The sequence below is a fragment of the Streptacidiphilus neutrinimicus genome (assembly GCF_000787815.1).
GTDB classification, from domain to species: domain Bacteria; phylum Actinomycetota; class Actinomycetes; order Streptomycetales; family Streptomycetaceae; genus Streptacidiphilus; species Streptacidiphilus neutrinimicus.
The window spans coordinates 96,754-116,011 of record NZ_BBPO01000007.1; the positions used below are offsets into that span (position 1 = coordinate 96,754).

Here is a 19,258-nt window from a genome sequence, read left to right on the forward strand (position 1 = left end):
CGACGCAGGCGAGCCGTTGACCTGCTCGGTTGTGCTTTTTCGGCGCCATCTGGCTTGCCGTTTCCAAGATTTGACGCGCCGGACGTTTGAAACCGCGCCATGTGAAGAAATGGTGCTGTCCTGGCCGCATCAAGACCGCGGGCCTGGGTAAGCAGTCACCCGATCGTGGAGTTTTTCGTGGAACGACCGCTGCTGTGCGGCCGCTGTGCGATGAACTGAGGCTGGGCCGGGGACCATGGCGAAAGCGGAGCGGAGTCGGTGGCGGAGGCGGGCGGGCAGCCCCTGGCGCGTGGGGGGCGGGCCTACGCGGGGGCGGTGATCGTCGGGGCGTTGGTGTGCGTGGTGGCCTGCGGGGTCGGTGCGGGGCCCTGGAGTCGGGTCGCGGTGTTGGCCGCGCTGCACGGCGCGTGCGAGTGGCTGGTGCGGCGTCAGGCGCGGGTGGGGGCGGTCGCGGGGGCCGTGTCCAGAGAGGCGACCGCACGCTGGGCGGCGTTCTTTCCGGTGCTGCTCGCGGCGGCGGCCCTGCTGCGGCCGGGGCCGGCCGCGCTCGTGCCGGTGCTGGGCGCGCTGCTCGCGCCCGCCGCGCCGCCGCGCGCGCTCCGGCGGCTGTGGAACGCGGCGCAGTTGGCGCTCGCGACATGTGCGGCAGCCGGGGCCTTCCGTGGGCTCGGCGGGCCCGAGCAGCTGGCGCGGCATCAGTTCCCCGCCGTGCTGGGGCCGACGGTGGCGGCGGCGCTGGCCTTCTGTGTGGTCTCCGGGGTGCTCGCGGCGGGGATCAGGATCACTGCGGAGCGGGCCGATCCGCGCACGGTGTGGGGCGGGGTGCTGCTGCGCTCGCTCGTGCCGTGCCTCGGCTACGGCCTGATCGGGCTGATGATGGCGGTCCTGTGGCAGGGCCGGTACGGCGTCTTCTCGGCCGTGCTGGTGCTGCTGCCGCTGACGGTGTCCTCGTGGGTCTTCGCCCAGTTCCAGCAGGAGGAGGCCGCGCATCAGGCGACGGTCAGCGCGCTGGTGCAGGCGGTGGAGATCAAGGACGAGTACACCCGCGGGCACAGTGAGCGGGTCAGCCGGGCGTCGGTGCTGATCGCGCGGGAGCTGCGGATGGCGGAGGAGCGGGTCGCCTCGCTGCGGATCGCCGGAGTGCTCCACGACATCGGCAAGCTCGGCGTGCCGACGCGGGTGCTGCGCAAGAACGGCCCGCTCACGGACGACGAGCACGAGGCAGTGCAACTGCACCCGACGTTCGGGCACGAGATGGTGCGCGGCATCGGGTTCCTCGGGGAGGCCCGGGAGGGCATCCTGCACCACCACGAGCGGATGGACGGGCGCGGTTACCCGTCCGGACTGGCGGGCGATCAGATCCCCGAGTTCGCCCGGGTCATCGCGGTCGCGGACGCCTTCGACTCGATGACCTCCACTCGTTCCTACCGGCGGGCGCGGCCGGTGGACGAGGCGGTGACGGAGCTGGAACGGTGCTCGGGCACCCAGTTCGACCCGACGATGGTGGGCGCGCTGATCCGGGCGGTGCGACGGCACGGCTGGAGCCCGGCGCAGCCGAGGCCGGGCGACGAGGACGCGCCGGATGTGCCGCTCGGCATTCGGGAGCCGAGCCGAGCGGGCGTCGTCGGATGACGCCCGGCGACTCAGCCGACCGGCGGAGCCCCACTCCGCAGGCGGCGCAACCGCCTGCTGTGCCGTCACAGCAGCCGCAGCCGTCACAGCCGCACCCCCAGTTGCCTCAGCCGCACCTACAGCCACCCCAGCCGCACCTACGGCCGCCACACCTTCAGCCGCCAAAGCCGCCGCCACCGCAGCAGGGCCCGCGCCAGCGCGAGGCCCCTCAGTCACAACAGTCCCGCCAGTCCCAACCGCCACAACAGCGGCGGCAGAAGCCCCCCACGCTGGCCCCCACGCCGGCCCCCACGCCGACCGGCCCGCAGGCCGGGACCACCCGGTCCGCCGGCCCGAGGGAAGCGGACCAGGCCACGTCGTCCTGGCGGTGGCGGCGGGCAACAGTGCACGCCGCGGCCGTTCTGCTGGTGCTGGCGTCACTCGGCTGGGTCAGCGCGTACGGGTTCGTGGAGCCGTGGACCGCGGTGGTCTTCGGGGTCCTCGTCGCCGTAGGCGAGCTGGCCCGGACGGCGCTGCCGGGGGAACGGGACCACGCGCCGCTGGGGGCGGCGGGCGCGCTCGGCTACGCGCTGCTCGGCAGTCTCGACGGGGCGCGCACCCACCACGGCGTGGCGCAGGTCGTCCTGGTCTGCACGGCGGGGGCGCTCATCGGGACCGTGCCCCGCCTGCTGCGGCGCCGACGACCCAAATGGGGCGCGGTCTCCCGACGGGTGCTGAGCGTCGGCTTCGCGGCACTGCTGTTCCAGCCGTTCTACAACCGGGGGGCGCTGCTGCGGCACGGTCTCGAACACGGGCCGGGCTACGCCGCCTACGCGGCGGTGTGCGCCGCGCTCTCCGCGGGGGTCGACGTGTCGCTGGCGGCGGTGCTCTCCGGGGCGCCGTTGCCGCGGGCGTTGCGGGACGAGGCGTCGGCGGTGCTGCGGATCGGCTCGGCGGTCGCGGCCACGGGCGTGGTGATCGCCATCGCGGCGGGCGAGATCGGCCTGTGGGCGTTGCCGCTCTTCTCGGTGCCGCTGCTGCTGACGCTGGCCGGATTCCGCCGCTACGCGGCGATCCGGGCGACGCAGCGTCAGACCATCGCGAGCCTGGCGCGGGCGACGGAGGTGGCCGGATACACGCTGCCGGGCCACGCCTGCCGGGTCTCCGACCTGGCCTGCCGCGTCGGCCGGGAACTCGCGCTGTCCGACCAGGAGTTGCTGCTGCTCGAGTACGCGGCGCTGATGCACGACATCGGCCAGCTCTCGCTCGTCGACCCGATCCCAGGCGGCGCGACGGCGCTGCTGGACGACGAGGAGCAGCGTCGGATCGGGCGGCTCGGCAGCGAGGTGATCCGCAGGACCGGGGTGCCGCCGCAGGTCGCCGAGATCGTGGCCCGCGCGGCGGAGCCGTACCGCCGTGCGGACGGGAGTCTCGACGAGGCGGTGCCGCTCGCCGCCCGGATCATCCGGGTGGCGAACGCCTACGACGACCTCGCATGCGACGACCCGGGCCCGGCCCGCCGCGAGGAGGTCTTGGCCCAGTTGCGAGCGGGAACCGAGCGTGACTACGAACCTCGTGTGGTGGAGGCCCTGGTCCGTGTCTTTCCACGGATCGCCGGGTAGGCAGCGGGCAAGGGGGTGCACGTGGTTGGATGCAGAGGCAGGGCCTTGCGGGTCCATGTGTCGACCTGTGGATGTGGCAACGCAACGTGTGCACGCCCTCGGCGTAGTGGTTACGCCAGGTGCTGGGGACCGACAAGCGGCAGGCTGAGGTGAAGATCTTCAATCGAGCACGGCAGAGGCCGTCCGCCAGCTGGCGGCAGACCACCGACCGCGCCTTCACGCTCATCGGGGACGGTCGGCTGGACGACGCCGGCGCATTGCTGGTCCGGGCGACGGACCTGGAGCCCTGGCTCTCGGACTCGTGGTTCAACCTGGCGTTGCTGCACAAGTTCCGCCGGGACTGGGACCAGGCGCGCGCGGCGGGGCTGCGCGCGGTCGCCCTGCTGGACCGCGGTAGCGGCGTGGGCGCACCCGACTGGTGGAACCTCGGCATCGCGGCGACCGCCCTGCAGGACTGGGCGCTGGCCCGGCGCGCGTGGCAGGCCTACGGGCTGCGCGTCCCCGCCGGGGACGGGCCCGTCGGCCTGGACCTCGGCACCACGCCGGTCCGGCTCTCCCCGGAGGGGGAGTCCGAGGTCGTGTGGGGCCGAAGACTGGACCCGGCCAGAGTCGAGGTGCTGAGCATCCCGCTGCCGTCCTCCGGGCGGCGCTGGGGCGAGGTCGTCCTCCACGACGGCTCCGCGCACGGGGAGCGGGTCGCGGACGGCGTGCCGTACCCCGTCTTCGACGAGATCGAGCTGTGGGCGCCGTCGCCCGTCCCGACGCACGTCGTGCTGTTGCAGGCGACGACGGAGGGTGACCGGGACGAGCTGGAGCGGCTGGTCTCCGAGGCCGGCTACGCGGCGGAGGACTGGACCTCGTCCGTGCGGCTGCTCTGCCGGGCCTGCAGTGAGAGCCGGATGGCCGCCGATGACGGCCACAGCGGGGCGCACGACCCGCACGACGACGGTCCGCTGGGTCGGCTGAGCCACCACGCCCAGGGGGAGCTGTGGGTCCCCGAACGGGAGTGCGGCCTCGCCGCGCCCGCGGGGCTGGTGGGGGAGCTGCTGGACCGCTGGGTTTCCGCGGCCCCCACCCGGAGGGCGTACCGGGATCTTGAGGAAGTCTGCTGAGGTGCCACGTACCCTTTGACGGAAGAGCTGAGCACAGTCGAAGGCGAGAGCATGTCGGAAGAGCAGTTGGAAGCGCCGCAGCAGGTGATCGGTGAGGAGCCGGACACCTCGCGCGGCACCGTGCGGCCCATCACCGTGGTCGGAAACCCGGTGCTGCACCACCCGTGCGCCACGGTGACCGAGTTCGGCCCCGAGCTGCACGCGCTGATCGACGACATGTTCGTCAGCATGTACGCCGCCGAGGGCGTGGGCCTGGCCGCCAACCAGATCGGGGTCGGGCAGCGGGTCTTCGTGTACGACTGCCCGGACGACGACAACGTCCGCCACATCGGCGTCGTGGTGAACCCGGTGCTGGACGAGCTGGAGCCGTCCCAGCGGAACCTGGACGACGGCAACGAGGGCTGCCTGTCCGTGCCGGGCGCCTACGCCGAGCTGCCGCGGCCGGACTTCGCCGTGGTGCGCGGGCAGGACAGGGACGGCAAGGACATCGTCGTCGAGGGCACTGGCTTCTTCGCCCGCTGCCTGCAGCACGAGACGGACCACCTGAACGGGTACCTGTACATCGACCGGCTCTCCAAGCGAGACCGCAAGGACGCCCTGCGGCAGATGGAGGAGAAGTCGCCGCGGTACGAGGTCGTTCCGAACGAGTGAGTCAACGCAAGGGGCGCGTCCACCCGCACGGGTGAACGCGCCCCTTGGGCGTTTCCTGGGTCTAGAAGTCGTCGTCGAAGGAGACGGAGCCCTCGACGGCGATCTGGTACGCGGAGACCCGGCGCTCGAAGAAGTTCGTCAGCTCCTGGACGTTCTGCAGCTCCATGAAGGCGAACGGGTTCTCCGAGCCGTAGCGGATCGGCAGGCCCAGACGGGCGAGGCGCTGGTCGGCCACGCACTCGAGGTACTGCCGCATGGACTCGGTGTTCATGCCCGGCAGGCCCTCGCCGCACAGGTCCTGGGCGAACTGGAGCTCCGCCTCGACAGCCTCCTCCAGCATCGCGGTGACCCGCTTGCCCATCTCCTCGTCCCACAGCTCGGGCTCCTCGGCCCGCACGGTGTCGACGACGCGGAAGGCGAAGTCCATGTGCATGGACTCGTCGCGGAAGACCCAGTTGGTGCCCGTCGCCAGGCCGTGCAGCAGCCCGCGCGAGCGGAACCAGTAGACGTACGCGAAGGCGCCGTAGAAGAACAGGCCCTCGATGCACGCCGCGAAGCAGATCAGGTTGAGCAGGAAGCGACGGCGGTCTTCCTTCGTCTCCAGCCGGTCCAGCTTCTCGACACTGTCCATCCAGCGGAAGCAGAACTGGGCCTTCTCGCGGATGGAGGCGATGTTCTCCACCGCCGCGAAGGCGGCCGTGCGGTCCTCCGGGTCGGGCAGGTAGGTGTCCAGCAGGGTCAGGTAGAACTGGACGTGCACGGCCTCCTCGAAGAGCTGGCGCGACAGGTACAGGCGCGCCTCCGGGGAGTTGATGTGCTTGTAGAGGGTCAGCACCAGGTTGTTGGAGACGATCGAGTCGCCGGTCGCGAAGAACGCGACCAGCCGGCCGATCATGTGACGTTCGCCCCCGCTGAGCTTGGCCAGGTCCGCGACGTCGGAGTGGAGGTCGACCTCCTCCACGGTCCAGGTGTTCTTGATGGCGTTGCGGTAGTGCTCGTAGAAGTCCGGGTACCGCATCGGGCGGAGCGTCAGCTCGAAGCCCGGGTCCAGGATGTTCTTCTTCTGGGCGCCGTTCGGCTCGGTGGTCGTCATTACTGGCAGGCCTCGCAGGACTCGGGGTTCTCCAGGGAGCAGGCGACGGCTTCCGCCTCCGCCACGACCTGGGTGGTGGCCGCGCGGGCGATCCGGGTCGCCGGGCGCGAGCGCAGGTAGTAGGTGGTCTTCAGGCCGACCTTCCAGGCGTACGCGTACATCGAGCTGAGCTTGCCGATGGTGGGCGCGGCCATGAAGAGGTTCAGCGACTGGCTCTGGTCCAGGTAGGGCATGCGGGCGGCGGCCAGGTCGATCAGCGCGCGCTGCGGCAGCTCCCAGGCCGTGCGGTAGAGGCGCTTGTACTCCTCCGGCAGGTCGGTGATCTCCTGGGCGGAGCCGTTGCCCTCGCGCAGCTCCTCACGCGTGATCGCGTTCCACAGGCCGAGCTTCTTCAGGTCGGCCACCAGGTACGGGTTGACCTGGAGGAACTCGCCGGAGAGGGTCTCGCGCTTGAAGAGGTTGGAGACCTGCGGCTCGATGCACTCGTAGACGCCCGCGATGGACGCGATCGTCGCGGTCGGAGCGACGGCCAGCAGCAGCGCGTTGCGCAGACCGGTGTCGGCGACGCGGGCGCGCAGCGCGTCCCAGCGCTCCGGCCACTCGGTCGTCACCGCGAAGTGGTCGATGTGGAGCTGACCGCGGGCGGCGCGGGTCTCGTCGTAGGCCTCGTGGCGGCCCAGGCGCTCGGCCAGCTCACAGCTGGTCTCGTACGCGGCCAGCATGATCCGCTCGGAGAGCTTCGTCGACAGGGCCTTGGCCTCGGCGGAGTCGAAGTCCAGGCGGAGCTTGAAGAAGACGTCCTGCAGGCCCATCATGCCCAGGCCCACCGGGCGCCAGCGGGAGTTGGACGCGCCTGCCTCGGGGGTCGGGTAGAAGTTGATGTCGATGACCCGGTCGAGGAAGGTCACGGCGGTGCGGACGGTCGCGTCGAGGCGCTCCCAGTCGATCGAGCCGTCCTCGTTCACGTGCGCGCCGAGGTTGACGGAGCCGAGGTTGCAGACGGCCGTCTCGGAGTCGTCGGTGACCTCGAGGATCTCGGTGCACAGGTTGGAGGAGTGGACCGTGCGGCCCGGCAGCGCGGTCTGGTTGGCGGCCCGGTTGGAGGCGTCCTTGAAGGTCATCCACCCGTTGCCGGTCTGCGCGAGGGTGCGCATCATCCGGGCGTAGAGGGTGCGGGCCGCGATGGTGCGGACGGCCTTGCCGGACCGCTCGGCCTCGACGTAGGCGGCGTCGAACTCGGCGCCCCACAGGTCGACCAGCTCGGGCACGTCGCCGGGGGAGAAGAGCGACCAGTCGCCGTCCGTCTCGACGCGGCGCATGAACTCGTCCGGGATCCAGTGCGCCAGGTTGAGGTTGTGGGTGCGCCGGGCCTCCTCACCGGTGTTGTCGCGCAGCTCGAGGAACTCCTCGATGTCCGCGTGCCAGGTCTCCAGGTAGACGCAGGCCGCGCCCTTGCGGCGGCCGCCCTGGTTGACCGCGGCGACGGAGGCGTCGAGGGTGCGCAGGAACGGGACGATGCCGTTGGACTGGCCGTTGGTGCCGCGGATCAGCGAACCGCGGGAGCGGACGCGGGAGTAGGACAGGCCGATGCCGCCGGCGTGCTTGGACAGGCGGGCGATCTGCGCGTAGCGGTTGTAGATCGAGTCCAGCTCGTCGAGCGGCGAGTCCAGCAGGTAGCAGGAGGACATCTGCGGGTGCCGGGTGCCGGAGTTGAACAGCGTGGGGGAGCTCGGCAGGTAGTCCAGCCGGCTCATCAGCCCGTAGAGCTCGGCGACCTCGGCGACCGACGCGGCGTCGCCGCCGACCTCCAGGCCGCAGGCGACGCGGAGCATGAACTGCTGCGGGGTCTCCACGACCTGGCGGGTGATCGGGTGGCGCAGCAGGTAGCGGGAGTACAGCGTGCGCAGGCCGAAGTACTCGAAGCGGTCGTCGCCGTGCGGGTCGACGACGGCGTCGAGGGCTTCGGCGTGGGCGGCGACGAAGGCGGCCGTGGCGTCGCCGATCAGGCCCTCGCGGTGGCCGACGGCCACGGACGCGGCGAAGCAGGTCGCGCCCTGGCCGGCGGCCTCCTCGCGGATCTCCTCGGCCAGCAGGCGCGCGGCGAGGCGCGAGTACTGCGGGTCCTCGGCGATGAGCGCGGCGGCGGCCTCCATGGCGAGCCCGCGGAGCTCTGCGTAGTCGGCCTTGGCGCTGCGGCCGCGCAGCGCGGCGGCGGCGACGCGGCCCGGGTCGACGGCGGTGAGGTCGGTGGAGCGCTCGGTCAGGGTGACCAGCAGGGCGGTGCCGGGGGCGTCCGCGCCCGCGCCGGGTCCGTGGTCGGACTCCTGTGCGGGCTGGGGCAGGATGGCAACGGCGGTGTCCGTCATGTACGCGCTCGCTCCTCGTTGGCGGCCGGTGTCTGAGAGGTGCTCAGTCGGACCGCGTGAGAAGGCAGGCGGGAACAGGGCAGCGCGAAGCCGACCCGGCGGCCCACCCACGAGGCCCGGCGTTGCGGCGCCCGCGGCCGGGCAGGCCGGGGCGTGCTGGCGGCAGGTCCTCGGACTCGCGGCAGGCCCGTTGTCGTGCGGGCGTGGCAGCCGCTCACCGTTGCGGGGCAGCCCCGGATTCTCACCGGGTTCCCCTGCGTCGACAGCGAGCATGAGCATACATCTAGGGGCGAGCGCGTCGCGCAGCACCAGATGTTGTGTCGCCGGTTGGTTCGTTCGAGTAATCGTTCGATCACCCGGGTGGGTCGGCGGTGGTTACGCAGACGAGCCGCTCAGCTCCAGGGCGTAGGTGAAGAGGTCCAAGCCCGGGAAGGGCGACCAGTCCCGCTCGGGGGTGCGGACGAAGCCGAGCCGCTCGTAGATCCGGTGGGCGTGGGCCATGCCCTGCTGCGAGGACATGACGATCCGGGGCAGCTCCAACTCGACCGCGCGGGCGATGACCGCGCGCACCATCAGTTCCCCGACGCCGCGTCCGCGTGCCGACGGCTCCGGCGCGACGGCGAGCATCCGGAACTCGCCCTCGCGGCCCTCGGCGAGGTCGGCGTAGGGGGAACCGGGCGGCGCGAAGGTGACCGAGCCGAGCACGACGCCGGTGTCCTCCTCGACGGCGACGAGCAGTTCCGCCTTCTCGGCCCGGTCCCGGGGGTCGCGCAGCAGTTTGGCGTAGTCGGCGTCGCGCGGGATGTGACCGTCGGTGATGAAGGCCTCGGCGACGAGGTGACCTGCGGCGTCGTATTCGGAAGGGAGGGCGGGACGGACGATGATGCTCATCCCTGAAGTGTGCCCGACGCCCCGGCGGCCTCCGAGAGCGCGGTCGCCGAAAGGCGCGACGGACCGTCACATGCCATCGTCGATGCGTGATGAACTGGCGGCGGAGCGAACGAGACAGCGGACGAGACAGCGGACGACGCGGGGCCGTGGGACTGGCGGCCGGGGCGCTCTGCGCGGCGATCGGCCTGGCCGGATCGGTCGCGCTGCCGGCGACGGCGGCGCGCGCGGCGAGCCATGCCACCGCCACGAGGGCCGAAGCCTGCGCGGGGTCCAAGCGGTCCAACCCCGTGGCGGTGACGCTGCGCGGCGTACGGTCCGCGTACTCGGCCGGCGGCCGCTGGTCGACGCTGCGGCTGACCCTCCACAACGGGACCCGGACCGGCTGCGGGCAGCTCAAGCCGGTCCTCGTCTACGGCGCGCGCGACAGGACGCTCCGCGTGGACGCGGTGCGGCTGGAGACCCGGCTCGACGGGCACTGGCGGGCGGTCCCGCTCAGCGCCGCGCTGGGCGAGCTGGCGGCCGCGGTCGGCCCCGCGGGCGGCCTGTGGCTGCGCGCGGGCCAGACCACGACCCTCACCGTCCGCATGCGCGTGGCACGCAGCGCTCCCCACGGCGAGTGGCTCTCCCTCGCCGTCGCCTACGCACCCCTGCGGCGCAGGGGCACCACGGTCTCCTGGCCGGTGGGCGTGACCAACCCGTCCTACTTCCGCGTGGTCGCGAGCCACGCCTCCACGACCCGGCCCGCCTAGCCCCACCCCAAGGCCTCCCTGCCCGCCCGCCGAGCGGCCGAGGCCGGGGCGCGGCCGACGCGATGCCGCGGACCGCCCACGACGACCACGTTCACCGGGTCGACCGGGCGCCCCGTGCACCCGTGCCGAGGCGTCACCGGGCGGCCGGCCGCCGGGCCGCTGCGGGCAGTCGTGCCAAGGGGCCGCCCGACGACCGCGTTCACCGGGTCGGCCCGGTGCCGCGTGCGGCCGTGCCGAGGCGTCGCGAGCCGCCGGTCACCGGCTGCCGTTCAGCGCGTTCACCGGGTCGGCGGGGTTGCCGAGCTGACGCTCGGTTCGACGGCCGGAGGCCCGAGACCGAGGTGCGTGGGGCTCAGGCCACCGGGAGGTGGGGGAGGATGTTCCAGCAGTCGAGGGTGAGGGCGCCCTTGGCGTCGCGGAGCCAGCGGGTGACGGAGGTGTTGGCGACGGCGCCGGTGCGGGTGAGGTCGGTGAGTTCGCCCTCCTGGAGGTCGTCGATGACGTGGCGGAGCAGCAGCACCACCGCGTCGTGGGCGACGATCAGGACACGCCGGTCGGGTTCCGTCTCGTACAGGTCGCGCAGGGCGCTGCGCAGGCGCAGCGCCACGTCGGAGTAGGACTCGCCGCCCGGGGGACGCCAGCGGAGCTCGCCGAGGAGGCGTCTGCGCGCGGCCTCCTCGGGGTGGCGCAGCTCGATCGCCGCCGAGGTGAGCATCTCCAGCAGGCCCAGCTCGCGGTCGCGCAGCCGCTCGTCCGTGCAGAGCTCCGGCAGCGGCAGGCCCGCGCGGTCGAGCTCCTCGACGATGAGCTCCGCGGTCTCCTGGGTGCGCAGGTAGGGGGAGACCCAGAGGCTGTGCGGCAGGCCCTCGCCGCTGCGGGAGGCGATCCAGCGGCCGAGCGCGCGTGCCTCCTCGCGGCCGTGCGTGGTGAGAGAGAGGTCGGCGTCGCGGCAGCTGATGCCCACGTCGAGCGCGCCCACGGCCTCCGCCGCGTGGAAGGCGGCGTTGGCGGTGCTCTGGCCGTGCCGGACGGCGGTCAGCGACAGCGGGCCCGGCAGCGCGGGAAAGAGCCGCCGGGGCGCCGTGCGCAGCGCCCTCGGGTTCGGGTCGGTCAGTGCCACGGGTCGCCCCCTGGGGATCGACTGGCCCGCCGCCGGAGTGCGAACGGGCCGCCGTTCCAGTGTGCGGGAGCGGGCGGCCCGTTCTAAGGGCGCATCAGGTGGTGACGGGGGCGATCACGTCCCTGCCGTGCTCCGGTCCCTCCGTGTCGCTGCCGGCCGGCGTGTCCGCCACGTCGGCGACGTAGTCGGCGGCGACGGTCTCGTCGACGCCCTCGGGGGCCTTCACGGCCTTCAGGACCAGGGTGAGCACGACCGCGACGGCGATGTTGAGCACCAGCGCGGTGACGCCGATGTAGCCGATCTGGCCGATCACCGGGATGTTCGCCGAGCTGCCGCCGAAGTGCGTGCCGGGCTTGCCGGCCGCGGCGACACCGTAGGCCTTCCAGGTTCCGTACGTCATGCCGGCCGCCCAGCCGGCCAGCAGCGCCCAGCGGTGGAACCACCGCACGAACAGGCCGCCGACGATCGCCGGGAAGGTCTGCAGGATCCAGATCCCGCCGAGCAGCTGGAGGTTGATCGAGAACTGCTTGTCGATGCCGAGCACGAAGCCGAGCGCCCCGAGCTTGACCACCAGGGAGACCAGCTTGGCCACCTTGGTCTCCTCGGCCGGGGTGGCGTCCGGCTTCAGCAGGTCCTTGTAGATGTTCCGGGTGAACAGGTTGGCCGCGGCGATCGACATGATCGCGGCGGGGACCAGCGCGCCGATGCCGATCGCGGCGAAGGCGACGCCCGCGAACCAGCTCGGGAACATCTGCTGGAACAGCTGCGGGATGGCCAGCTGCGAGTTGTAGCCCTTGACGCCCTTGCCGACGCCGGCCGAGATCGCCATGAAGCCCAGCAGCGAGAGCAGTCCCAGCATCAGCGAGTAGGCCGGCATGACCGCGAGGTTGCGCCGCACGGTGAGCCGGTCCTTGGCCGCCATCACGCCGGTCGCCGAGTGCGGGTACATGAACAGCGCCATCGCCGAGCCGAGCGCGAGGGTGGCGTAGGCCCACTGCGCCTGCGCGCCGGGGATCATCGAGCCCCGCGGCTTGCCGGTGGCGGGGTTGGTCCTGGCCATGGCCGTGGCCGCGTCGTGGAAGATGTGGCCGTAGCCGCCGAGCCGGATCGGGATGTAGATGATCGCGACCAGGACGACGACGTAGACCAGCGTGTCCTTGACGAAGGCGATCAGCGCGGGCGCGCGGAGGCCGGAGCTGTAGGTGTAGGCCGCGAGCACCGCGAAGGCGATCAGCAGCGGCAGGTCCTTGCCGAAGCTGCTGCTGCCGCCGACGTGGAGGGTGTCCAGCACCGCCTGGATGCCCACGAGTTGCAGCGCGATGTAGGGCATGGTCGCGAGGATGCCGGTCAGCGCGACAGCCACCGCGACGCTCTTGCTGCCGTAGCGGCCGCGGGCGAAGTCGGCGAGGGTGACGTAGCCCTTGCGGCGGGCCACGGACCAGAGCCGGGGCAGGAAGAGGAAGACGAGCGGCCAGGCGATGATCGTGTAGGGCACCGCGTAGAAGCCCTGCGCGCCCACGCCGTAGATCAGCGCCGGGACGGCGATGAAGGTGTAGGCGGTGTACAGGTCGCCGCCGAGCAGGAACCAGCTGATCACGGTGCCGAAGGAGCGGCCGCCGAGGCCCCACTCGTCCAGGTGCTGCGCGTCGGTCGCCCGGCGCCAGCGGGCGGCGACGAAGCCGATCACGGTGACCAGCAGGAAGAAGAGGATGAAGACGGACAGCGCCGTCCAGTCGGTCTTCACGCCTGCTCACCCCCACGGGCGAGGCGCCGCGCCCTGCGCTGCCGCTCCTCGCGGGTGAACAGGACGTAGGCGAGCCCCGTCATCAGCGCGGAAAGGATCACCCAGAGCAGCTGGTACCAGTAGAAGAACGGGATCCCGACGAAGGCGGGCTTGTCGGTCGCATAGGAGTCGACCCACAGCAGGGCGACGAAGGGCGCGACCAGGAGTACCGCGCAGACCACGCGTACGGGCGTGACCAGCGGGAGCTTGGCTTCCGTTGGCTGGGACATGAACGACGGCTCCCCCATGAGTCGTTGACGGTTAGTTGATCAACTGTCACAGGGGAATCTAGACCCTCGTCGCGCTCACGTCACGGGGTCGCGCGGAGACGACCCGCGGACTCACGCCTCCGGGCGGCGCAGGCGGGTGGTGAACTTGTAGCGGTCGCCGCGGTAGACGGAGCGGACCCACTCGACGGGCTCGCCGCCCTCGTCGAAGGAGTGGCGCGAGAGCAGCAGCATGGGCAGGCCGACGTCGGTGCCGAGCACGCCGGCCTCGCGCGGGGTGGCCAGCGAGGTCTCGATGGTCTCCTCGGCCTCGGCCACGTGCACGCTGTAGACCTCGGAGAGCGCGGTGTACAGCGAGTTGTACTTGACCAGGTTGCGGCGCAGCGCCGGGAAGCGCTTGGCGCTCAGGTGCGCGGTCTCGATGGCCATCGGGTCGCCGTTGGCCAGGCGCAGACGCTCCACCCGCAGCACCCGGCCGCCGGGGCGGATGTCCAGCAGTTCGGCGAGCCGGTCGTCGGCGGTGATGTAGCCCACCTCCAGCAGGCGGGAGGTGGGCTCCAGGCCCTGGGCGCGCATGTCCTCGGTGTAGGAGGTGAGCTGGAGCGCCTGGGAGACCTTGGGCTTGGCGACGAAGGTGCCCTTGCCCTGGATCCGCTCCAGCCGCCCCTCGACCACCAGCTCCTGCAGGGCCTGCCGCACGGTGGTGCGGGAGGTCTCGAACTCGAGCGCGAGTGTGCGCTCCGGCGGGACCGGCGTGCCGGGCGCCTGCGTCTGGGTGATCTGCAGCAGATGGCGCTTGAGGCGGTAGTACTTCGGGACGCGGGCCGTGCCGCCGTTCTCCTGCGTCTGGGGCGCTTCCACGCCCACGCCCCCATCCGTCGTCATGCGGGTTCTCGTTCCTTTCGGTGGGGTCCTCGCCTGGTCGCCAGGGCCGTCGTCGGCACGCTGCTGCGGGACCAATGGTGGCACGTCGGCGCTGACCGGCAAGCACCGCCGAGACTACTGGCAGGCCGGACGCCGACCGGTCAGGCGATCCGGGCGACCTGCGCCCCCGGGCCCGCCAGCGCCTCTGCCGCCGCGACGCCGCAGACGCGGGCGCCGCCGAAGGTGGTCAGGGTGGTGACGCCGCGGTCGGCCAGCACCGAGTCCACCCCGTAGGCGGTGCCGATCTCGACGACGACGGCGTCCGGCCGGGCGGCCGTCAGCTCCAGCGTCGCCCGCTGCATCCACGGGTGACGGTGCAGGTCGCGCACGACGATCACGAGCGGACGCCCGACGGCCGCGCCCAGCAGCGGATCGGTGTCGACCCGCCCCTCGGCCGCGTCGACCGCGGTGCGGATCAGCCCGGCGGTCTCCAGCCGGGCGGCCGGAGCGCCGACGCGCGCGGTGGTGGTGCCGGGCAGGAATTCGCCCAGCGGTCCGGCCAGGCCCCAGGGGGTCTCCGAGCCGACGGCGAAGTTGGCGGCGGGGGAGAACTCGACCACGTGCGGCACACCGTGCAGCGGGGTGAGCGCCCCGTGCACGCGCAGCGCACGCCGTGCCGCCGTGAGGCCGATGCCGGGCACCGCCGCCTCCTTCGTCTCGCTGCGCAGCCGCGCCGACCAGCGGGCGACGGCGCGGTTGCGCTCGGCGGCCTGGTGCAGCCGCTCCTCCGGCAGCCGGCCCTCGCGGACCGCCCAGAGCAGCGCGTCGCGCAGGTAGAGGAAGGTGGCCTCGTCCTCCAGTCCGCCGCCGACGCAGATGGTGTCCGCGCCGACCGCGATGGCCTTGACGGTTCCCTCGGCGATGCCGTGCGTGCCGGAGATGGCGCCCATCTCGATGCCGTCGGTGACGATCAGCCCCTGGTAGCCGAGCTCGTCGCGGAGCAGGTCGTGCAGGATGGCCCGGGACATGGTGGCCGGCAGGTCGGGGTCGTAGGCCGGGAAGAGGATGTGCGCGGTCATGATCCCCTTCACGCCCGCGGCGACCGCGGCCTTGAACGGGACCAGGTGCTCGTCGAAGCCGTCGGCGGTCAGGTCGATCCGGGGCAGACCCAGGTGCGAGTCGGCGGCGGTGTCGCCGTGGCCGGGGAAGTGCTTGGCGCAGGCGGCCACCCCGGCCGACTGGACGCCGCGCACGTACGCGGCGGTGTGCCGGGCGGCCAACTCGCCGTCGCCGCCGAAGGAGCGGACGCCGATGACGGGGTTGTCCGGGTTGGTGTTGACGTCCGCGTCCGGCGCGTAGTTGAGGTTGATGCCGGCGGCCGCGAGGTCGAAGCCGATGGAGCGGGCGACCTCCTCGGTGAGCGTGACGTCGTCCACGGCGCCGAGCGCCAGGTTGCCGGGGTAGGAGGAGCCGGTGACGGCCTCCAGCCGGGTGACGTCGCCGCCCTCCTCGTCCGTCGCGATCAGCACGTCGGGGTTGAGCGCGTAGAGCGAGGAGGTGAGCGCGGCGACCTGGGCCGGGTCGGCGATGTTGCGTCCGAAGAGCGCCACGCCGCCCAGCTCGCCCGAGTCGAGGTGCCGGCGCACCCACTCGGGAGCTGTCAGACCGGAGAAGCCTGGCTGGAGCACCGCGCCGGCGTCTGCGAGCAGTTGGACGGTGTCCGGGCCGGGGTTGGTCATGGTTCCTTCCCTCACGGGGTCTTGAAGCGTCCCTGGCGGGTTCTCGAAGCGTCAGCCCTTGACCGCGCCGGCGGTCAGGCCGGAGGCGACGCGACGCTGGAAGATGACGAACAGGATGATCACCGGCAGGGAGACCATCAGCGCGCCGGCCATCTGCGAGCCGTAGTCGGCGCCGTGGGTCGGTGTGGAGGAGAATCCGGTCAGCCACACCATCGCGGTCTGCTGGTCGTTGCTGGACAGCAGGATGTTGGCGATGACGAACTCGTTCCACGCCTGGATCCAGCAGAAGACGCCGGTGGTGATCAGGCCGGGGACGGTCAGCGGCAGGATGACCCGGACGAAGGCGCCCCAGCGGGTGCAGCCGTCGACCAGGGCGGCCTCGTCGAGCTCCTTCGGGATGTTGACGATGAAGGAACGCAGCGTCCACACCACGTAGGGGATGGTGAAGACCAGGTAGGCCAGGATGACGCCGAAGCCCTGGTCGTACAGGCCGATGTTCTTCAGGATGAAGAACATCGGGATGACCAGCGAGAGCAGCGGGACCATCTGCACCACCAGCATGGCCGCGATGAAGAAGTTGCGCCCGGTGAACCGGAACCGGGCGACCGCGACCGCGCCGAGGAAGCCCACCGCCAGGCCCATGACGACCGCGCCGACGGTGATGATCGCGACGTTGCGCATGTCGGGCAGGAAGTTCGGGTCGGTGAAGACCGTCTTGAAGCTGGCGGTGCTGAAGCCGGTGGGCCAGAACGTCGGGTCGACGCTGAGCAGGTCCTTGCCGGTCTTGATCGGAGTGATGATCATCCAGTAGATCGGGAAGAACATCACCACGGCGAAGACGACGGCGACGGTGTTCCAGATCGGCGTCGCCCAGCGCCTGCGGCCGACGACCTCGTTCTCGTGGCTGCGCCGGACGCCGGAGGGCCGGACGCGGCCGGGCTTGATGCTGAGTGCCATCAGTCCTGCTCTCCGATCTTGATGACCTGGCGGATGTAGAAGACCAGGACCGCCAGCATGAGCAGGATCATCAGGATCGAGATCACGGCGCTGGTGCTGTAGTGCGAACTGCCCAGGCCCTCCTGGTAGAGGTAGATGCCGAGGACGCGGTAGCCCTCCTCCGGCGAGTTCTGGCGCAGCGACCAGATCTGCGCGAAGACCTGGAAGTCCCAGATGAAGCTGAGGGCGGTGCACAGCACCAGGAAGGGCTTGATCACCGGCAGCACCACGTGCCGGAAGGTCTGCCAGCCGTTGGCCCCGTCGAGCTTGGACGCCTCGACGAGCTCCTTGGGCACCTGCGTCAGCGCCGCGTTGATGCCGATGACCAGGAACGGCAGCGCGCCCCAGAGCACCGCCAGCGCGACGACGACGTAGAGGCCCTGGTTCGAGTCGGCGAACCAGTCGTGCGTCCGCCAGCCCTTGTCTCCGGTCACCCGGTACAGGACGTAGTCGGCGACGCCGCCGGTGTTGGCGAACAACCAGCGGAAGACGGTGCCGGTGACGATCTGCGGGATGGCCCAGACGAACATCAGCGCGGTGACGACGGTGACCTTGGCCCAGCTGGAGACCCGCTGCAGCAGCAGACCGAAGAGGAGGGCGAGCACGACGGAGGCGGTGACGACCTCCAGCGTGAACAGCACGGTCCGCTCGGTCGACTGCCAGAACTCGGTGCTGGAGAGCACCTTGGTGAAGCCGTCGAAGCCGATGAACCTCACCAGCGAGGGTGCCGACAGGTGGAGGTAGTCGTTCACGTTCTGGAAGGCCAGAAGGAACAGGTCCACCAGCGGGTAGGCCAGCACGCCGACCAGGACCACCACGGCGGGGGCGATCAGCACATAGGGGAGGTAGTTCCCACGGATGCGCACGCCCCTGCGTACCGCAGGCGGCGCCTTCGGCTCGTTCGCGGCCGTCGGCACACGGTCGCTTTCCATCACACTCATCTTGAGGTCCTTCCTCACCCGCCCCGGCGGAGCGGGCAACCGGCGAAAGCGCACCGGTTGCCCGCTCCGTGCGAGATCCGTGATCCGGTCGATCAGCCCGCGTTCAGGTCGGCGAGGATGGTCGTCTGCGCGGTGGTGAGCTCGCTGGTCGCGTCCTTGCCGGTGGCGATGTCGCTCAGCGCGTTCTGCAGCGCGACCTCGTCGGAGGCCTGGCTCCAGTAGGGGCTGTTCGGGATGAACCAGGTCTTGCCCATGGCGGCCTCACCGGTCGCCTTGTTGGCGGGGGACGCGGCCTCGTAGGCCGGGACCAGGGTCTTGTTGTTCGGGATGGCGAACTTGGCCAGCGCCGTCTGCTGCGCGGTGTCGGTGAAGATGCGCAGGAACTCCGCGCCCAGGCCCGGGTTGGCGGCGTGGGTCGGGACGGCCAGGTCGGAGCCGCCGAGGAAGGCCGGGGTCGGGGTGCCCGCGGTGTCGCCCGGGAGCGGGACCTCGCCGAGGACGTTGGCCAGGGCCGGGTTGCCGCCCTGCGCGGCCGGGGCGGCCACGGAGCCGGCCTCCCAGCCGTTGCCCACGATGGCGGCGATGTTGCCCTTGGCCATCAGCGCGTCCTGGTTGTTCTCGTCGGTGGTGGCGCCGCCGACCGAGTAGTTCTTCTGCAGGTCGGCCCAGGTCTGGATGCCCTTGACGAAGTTCGGGTCGGTCAGCGTGCCGGTCCACTTGCCGCCGGAGCTCTTGGCGATGACGCCGGCGGTGCCGTACTGGGCCGCGCCGAAGGAGACCGCGGTGTACCAGTCCTTGCCCGGCAGGTAGAGCGCGGAGAAGTTCGGGTTGGAGGCGTTCTTGGCCTTCACCTTGTCCAGGTCGGCCTTGAGCTCGTCCAGCGTGGTGGGCGCCGTGGTGACGCCGGCCGCGGCGAACAGGTCCTTGCGGTAGATCAGCACGCGGGAGCCGGCGTAGTACGGGACGGCGTAGGTCTTGGTGCCGTCGCCGCTCTCGCCGGAGGCGGCCAGGGAGTCCAGCCAGGACGAGGAGTTGTCGAACTTGTCCTTGACCGAGGTCAGGTCGACGAAGGAGCCGGCCGCGATGTACTTGGCGGTCTGGGTGTTGCCGAGCTCCAGCGCGTCGGGCGCGTTGCCGGAGAGCAGGGCCGTGTCCAGCTTGGTGCTGTAGTTCGGCCAGTTCTGCCACTCTATGTTGACCTTGGCGCCGGTCTCGTCCTGGAACTGCTTGACCGCCGCGTTGACCACGTCCGGCCAGCCCTTCTGGGCGTCCTGCATGATCCAGACGGTGATCGTCTTGCCCTTGCCGTCCGTGGAGAGGGCGCCCTGGGAGGAGCCGGTGGTCGACGACGAAGAGGAACAGGCGGCCACGGAGAGGACGGTCGCCAGTGCGGCGGCTGCAGCGATCTTGCGCTTCAAAACTTCCTCCTGAGGGAGAAGCGAGAGTGGCACCGGCTGATCTCGGAGGAGTTCCGATGCGTGACCGTGCCGGAA

General features: G+C 71.5%; 16 protein-coding genes and 1 riboswitch. Of the genes, 5 read left to right on the top strand and 11 right to left on the bottom strand.

Going from position 1 to position 19,258, the window contains the following annotated elements; translation table 11 throughout:
• The first annotated feature begins 258 nt into the window (after window positions 1-258).
• The 4 genes from TR48_RS07500 to def all read left to right on the top strand — a co-directional run bounded on the left by TR48_RS07500 (window position 259) and on the right by def (window position 4,996).
• Window positions 259-1,632, top strand: coding sequence for an HD-GYP domain-containing protein (locus tag TR48_RS07500; protein WP_369405561.1), 1,374 nt, complete (start codon window positions 259-261; stop codon window positions 1,630-1,632).
• A 407-nt stretch (window positions 1,633-2,039) separates the two neighbouring features.
• On the top strand, window positions 2,040-3,233 hold the full coding sequence (locus TR48_RS07505) for an HD-GYP domain-containing protein (protein ID WP_236652052.1): 1,194 nt from the start codon (window positions 2,040-2,042) through the stop codon (window positions 3,231-3,233).
• Window positions 3,234-3,382: 149 nt separating this feature from the next.
• Window positions 3,383-4,345 (top strand): tetratricopeptide repeat protein, encoded by a 963-nt coding sequence (locus tag TR48_RS07510; protein ID WP_042365200.1) that lies wholly within the window; start codon window positions 3,383-3,385, stop codon window positions 4,343-4,345.
• A 51-nt stretch (window positions 4,346-4,396) separates the two neighbouring features.
• A complete protein-coding gene (def, locus tag TR48_RS07515) occupies window positions 4,397-4,996 on the top strand; it encodes a peptide deformylase (RefSeq protein WP_042365121.1) in 600 nt (199 codons plus the stop codon).
• 61 nt (window positions 4,997-5,057) lie between these two features.
• Here the strand turns inward: def and TR48_RS07520 are convergent, their stop codons facing one another.
• The 3 genes from TR48_RS07520 to TR48_RS07530 form a co-directional block, all read right to left on the bottom strand.
• Window positions 5,058-6,089: a ribonucleotide-diphosphate reductase subunit beta gene (locus TR48_RS07520; protein ID WP_042365122.1), complete on the bottom strand. Its 1,032-nt coding sequence runs from the start codon at window positions 6,087-6,089 to the stop codon at window positions 5,058-5,060.
• Window positions 6,089-8,455 carry a ribonucleoside-diphosphate reductase subunit alpha gene (locus tag TR48_RS07525; protein WP_084728968.1) on the bottom strand — a complete coding sequence of 789 codons (2,367 nt, stop codon included), beginning with the start codon at window positions 8,453-8,455 and terminating at the stop codon, window positions 6,089-6,091. Before TR48_RS07525 ends, TR48_RS07520 begins: the two co-directional genes overlap by 1 nt.
• Before the next feature lie 144 nt (window positions 8,456-8,599).
• Window positions 8,600-8,738: riboswitch (cobalamin riboswitch) on the bottom strand.
• Between the two features lie 92 nt (window positions 8,739-8,830).
• Entirely contained in the window at window positions 8,831-9,346 is a 516-nt protein-coding gene (locus tag TR48_RS07530; RefSeq protein WP_042365123.1) for a GNAT family N-acetyltransferase, read from the bottom strand.
• A gap of 146 nt (window positions 9,347-9,492) precedes the next feature.
• Here TR48_RS07530 and TR48_RS07535 point away from each other — a divergent pair, with 146 nt between their 5' ends.
• A complete protein-coding gene (locus TR48_RS07535) occupies window positions 9,493-10,095 on the top strand; it encodes a hypothetical protein (protein WP_042365124.1) in 603 nt (200 codons plus the stop codon).
• A gap of 352 nt (window positions 10,096-10,447) precedes the next feature.
• On the opposite strand, the gene TR48_RS07540 is transcribed toward TR48_RS07535, so the two are convergent.
• From TR48_RS07540 to TR48_RS07575, 8 genes are all read right to left on the bottom strand, one after another.
• A complete protein-coding gene (locus TR48_RS07540) occupies window positions 10,448-11,215 on the bottom strand; it encodes a histidine phosphatase family protein (protein ID WP_201777096.1) in 768 nt (255 codons plus the stop codon).
• Between the two features lie 94 nt (window positions 11,216-11,309).
• Entirely contained in the window at window positions 11,310-12,959 is a 1,650-nt protein-coding gene (mctP, locus tag TR48_RS07545) for a monocarboxylate uptake permease MctP (RefSeq protein ID WP_042365125.1), read from the bottom strand.
• Window positions 12,956-13,228 (bottom strand): DUF3311 domain-containing protein, encoded by a 273-nt coding sequence (locus TR48_RS07550; protein WP_042365203.1) that lies wholly within the window; start codon window positions 13,226-13,228, stop codon window positions 12,956-12,958. Before TR48_RS07550 ends, mctP begins: the two co-directional genes overlap by 4 nt.
• 111 nt (window positions 13,229-13,339) lie before the next feature.
• Window positions 13,340-14,110, bottom strand: a complete 771-nt coding sequence (locus tag TR48_RS07555) for a GntR family transcriptional regulator (RefSeq protein ID WP_042365126.1) — start codon at window positions 14,108-14,110, stop codon at window positions 13,340-13,342.
• Window positions 14,111-14,250: 140 nt separating this feature from the next.
• The gene (locus TR48_RS07560) at window positions 14,251-15,828 is read right to left on the bottom strand and encodes a glycoside hydrolase family 3 protein (RefSeq protein ID WP_042365127.1); all 1,578 of its coding nucleotides are present in this window, start codon (window positions 15,826-15,828) and stop codon (window positions 14,251-14,253) included.
• 51 nt (window positions 15,829-15,879) lie between these two features.
• The gene (locus TR48_RS07565) at window positions 15,880-16,785 is read right to left on the bottom strand and encodes a carbohydrate ABC transporter permease (RefSeq protein ID WP_084728970.1); all 906 of its coding nucleotides are present in this window, start codon (window positions 16,783-16,785) and stop codon (window positions 15,880-15,882) included.
• On the bottom strand, window positions 16,785-17,765 hold the full coding sequence (locus TR48_RS07570; RefSeq protein ID WP_042365128.1) for a carbohydrate ABC transporter permease: 981 nt from the start codon (window positions 17,763-17,765) through the stop codon (window positions 16,785-16,787). The genes TR48_RS07565 and TR48_RS07570 overlap by 1 nt, the downstream gene beginning before the upstream one ends.
• A 92-nt stretch (window positions 17,766-17,857) precedes the next feature.
• Window positions 17,858-19,183: an extracellular solute-binding protein gene (locus tag TR48_RS07575; protein WP_042365129.1), complete on the bottom strand. Its 1,326-nt coding sequence runs from the start codon at window positions 19,181-19,183 to the stop codon at window positions 17,858-17,860.
• Between the last annotated feature and the right edge of the window lie 75 nt (window positions 19,184-19,258).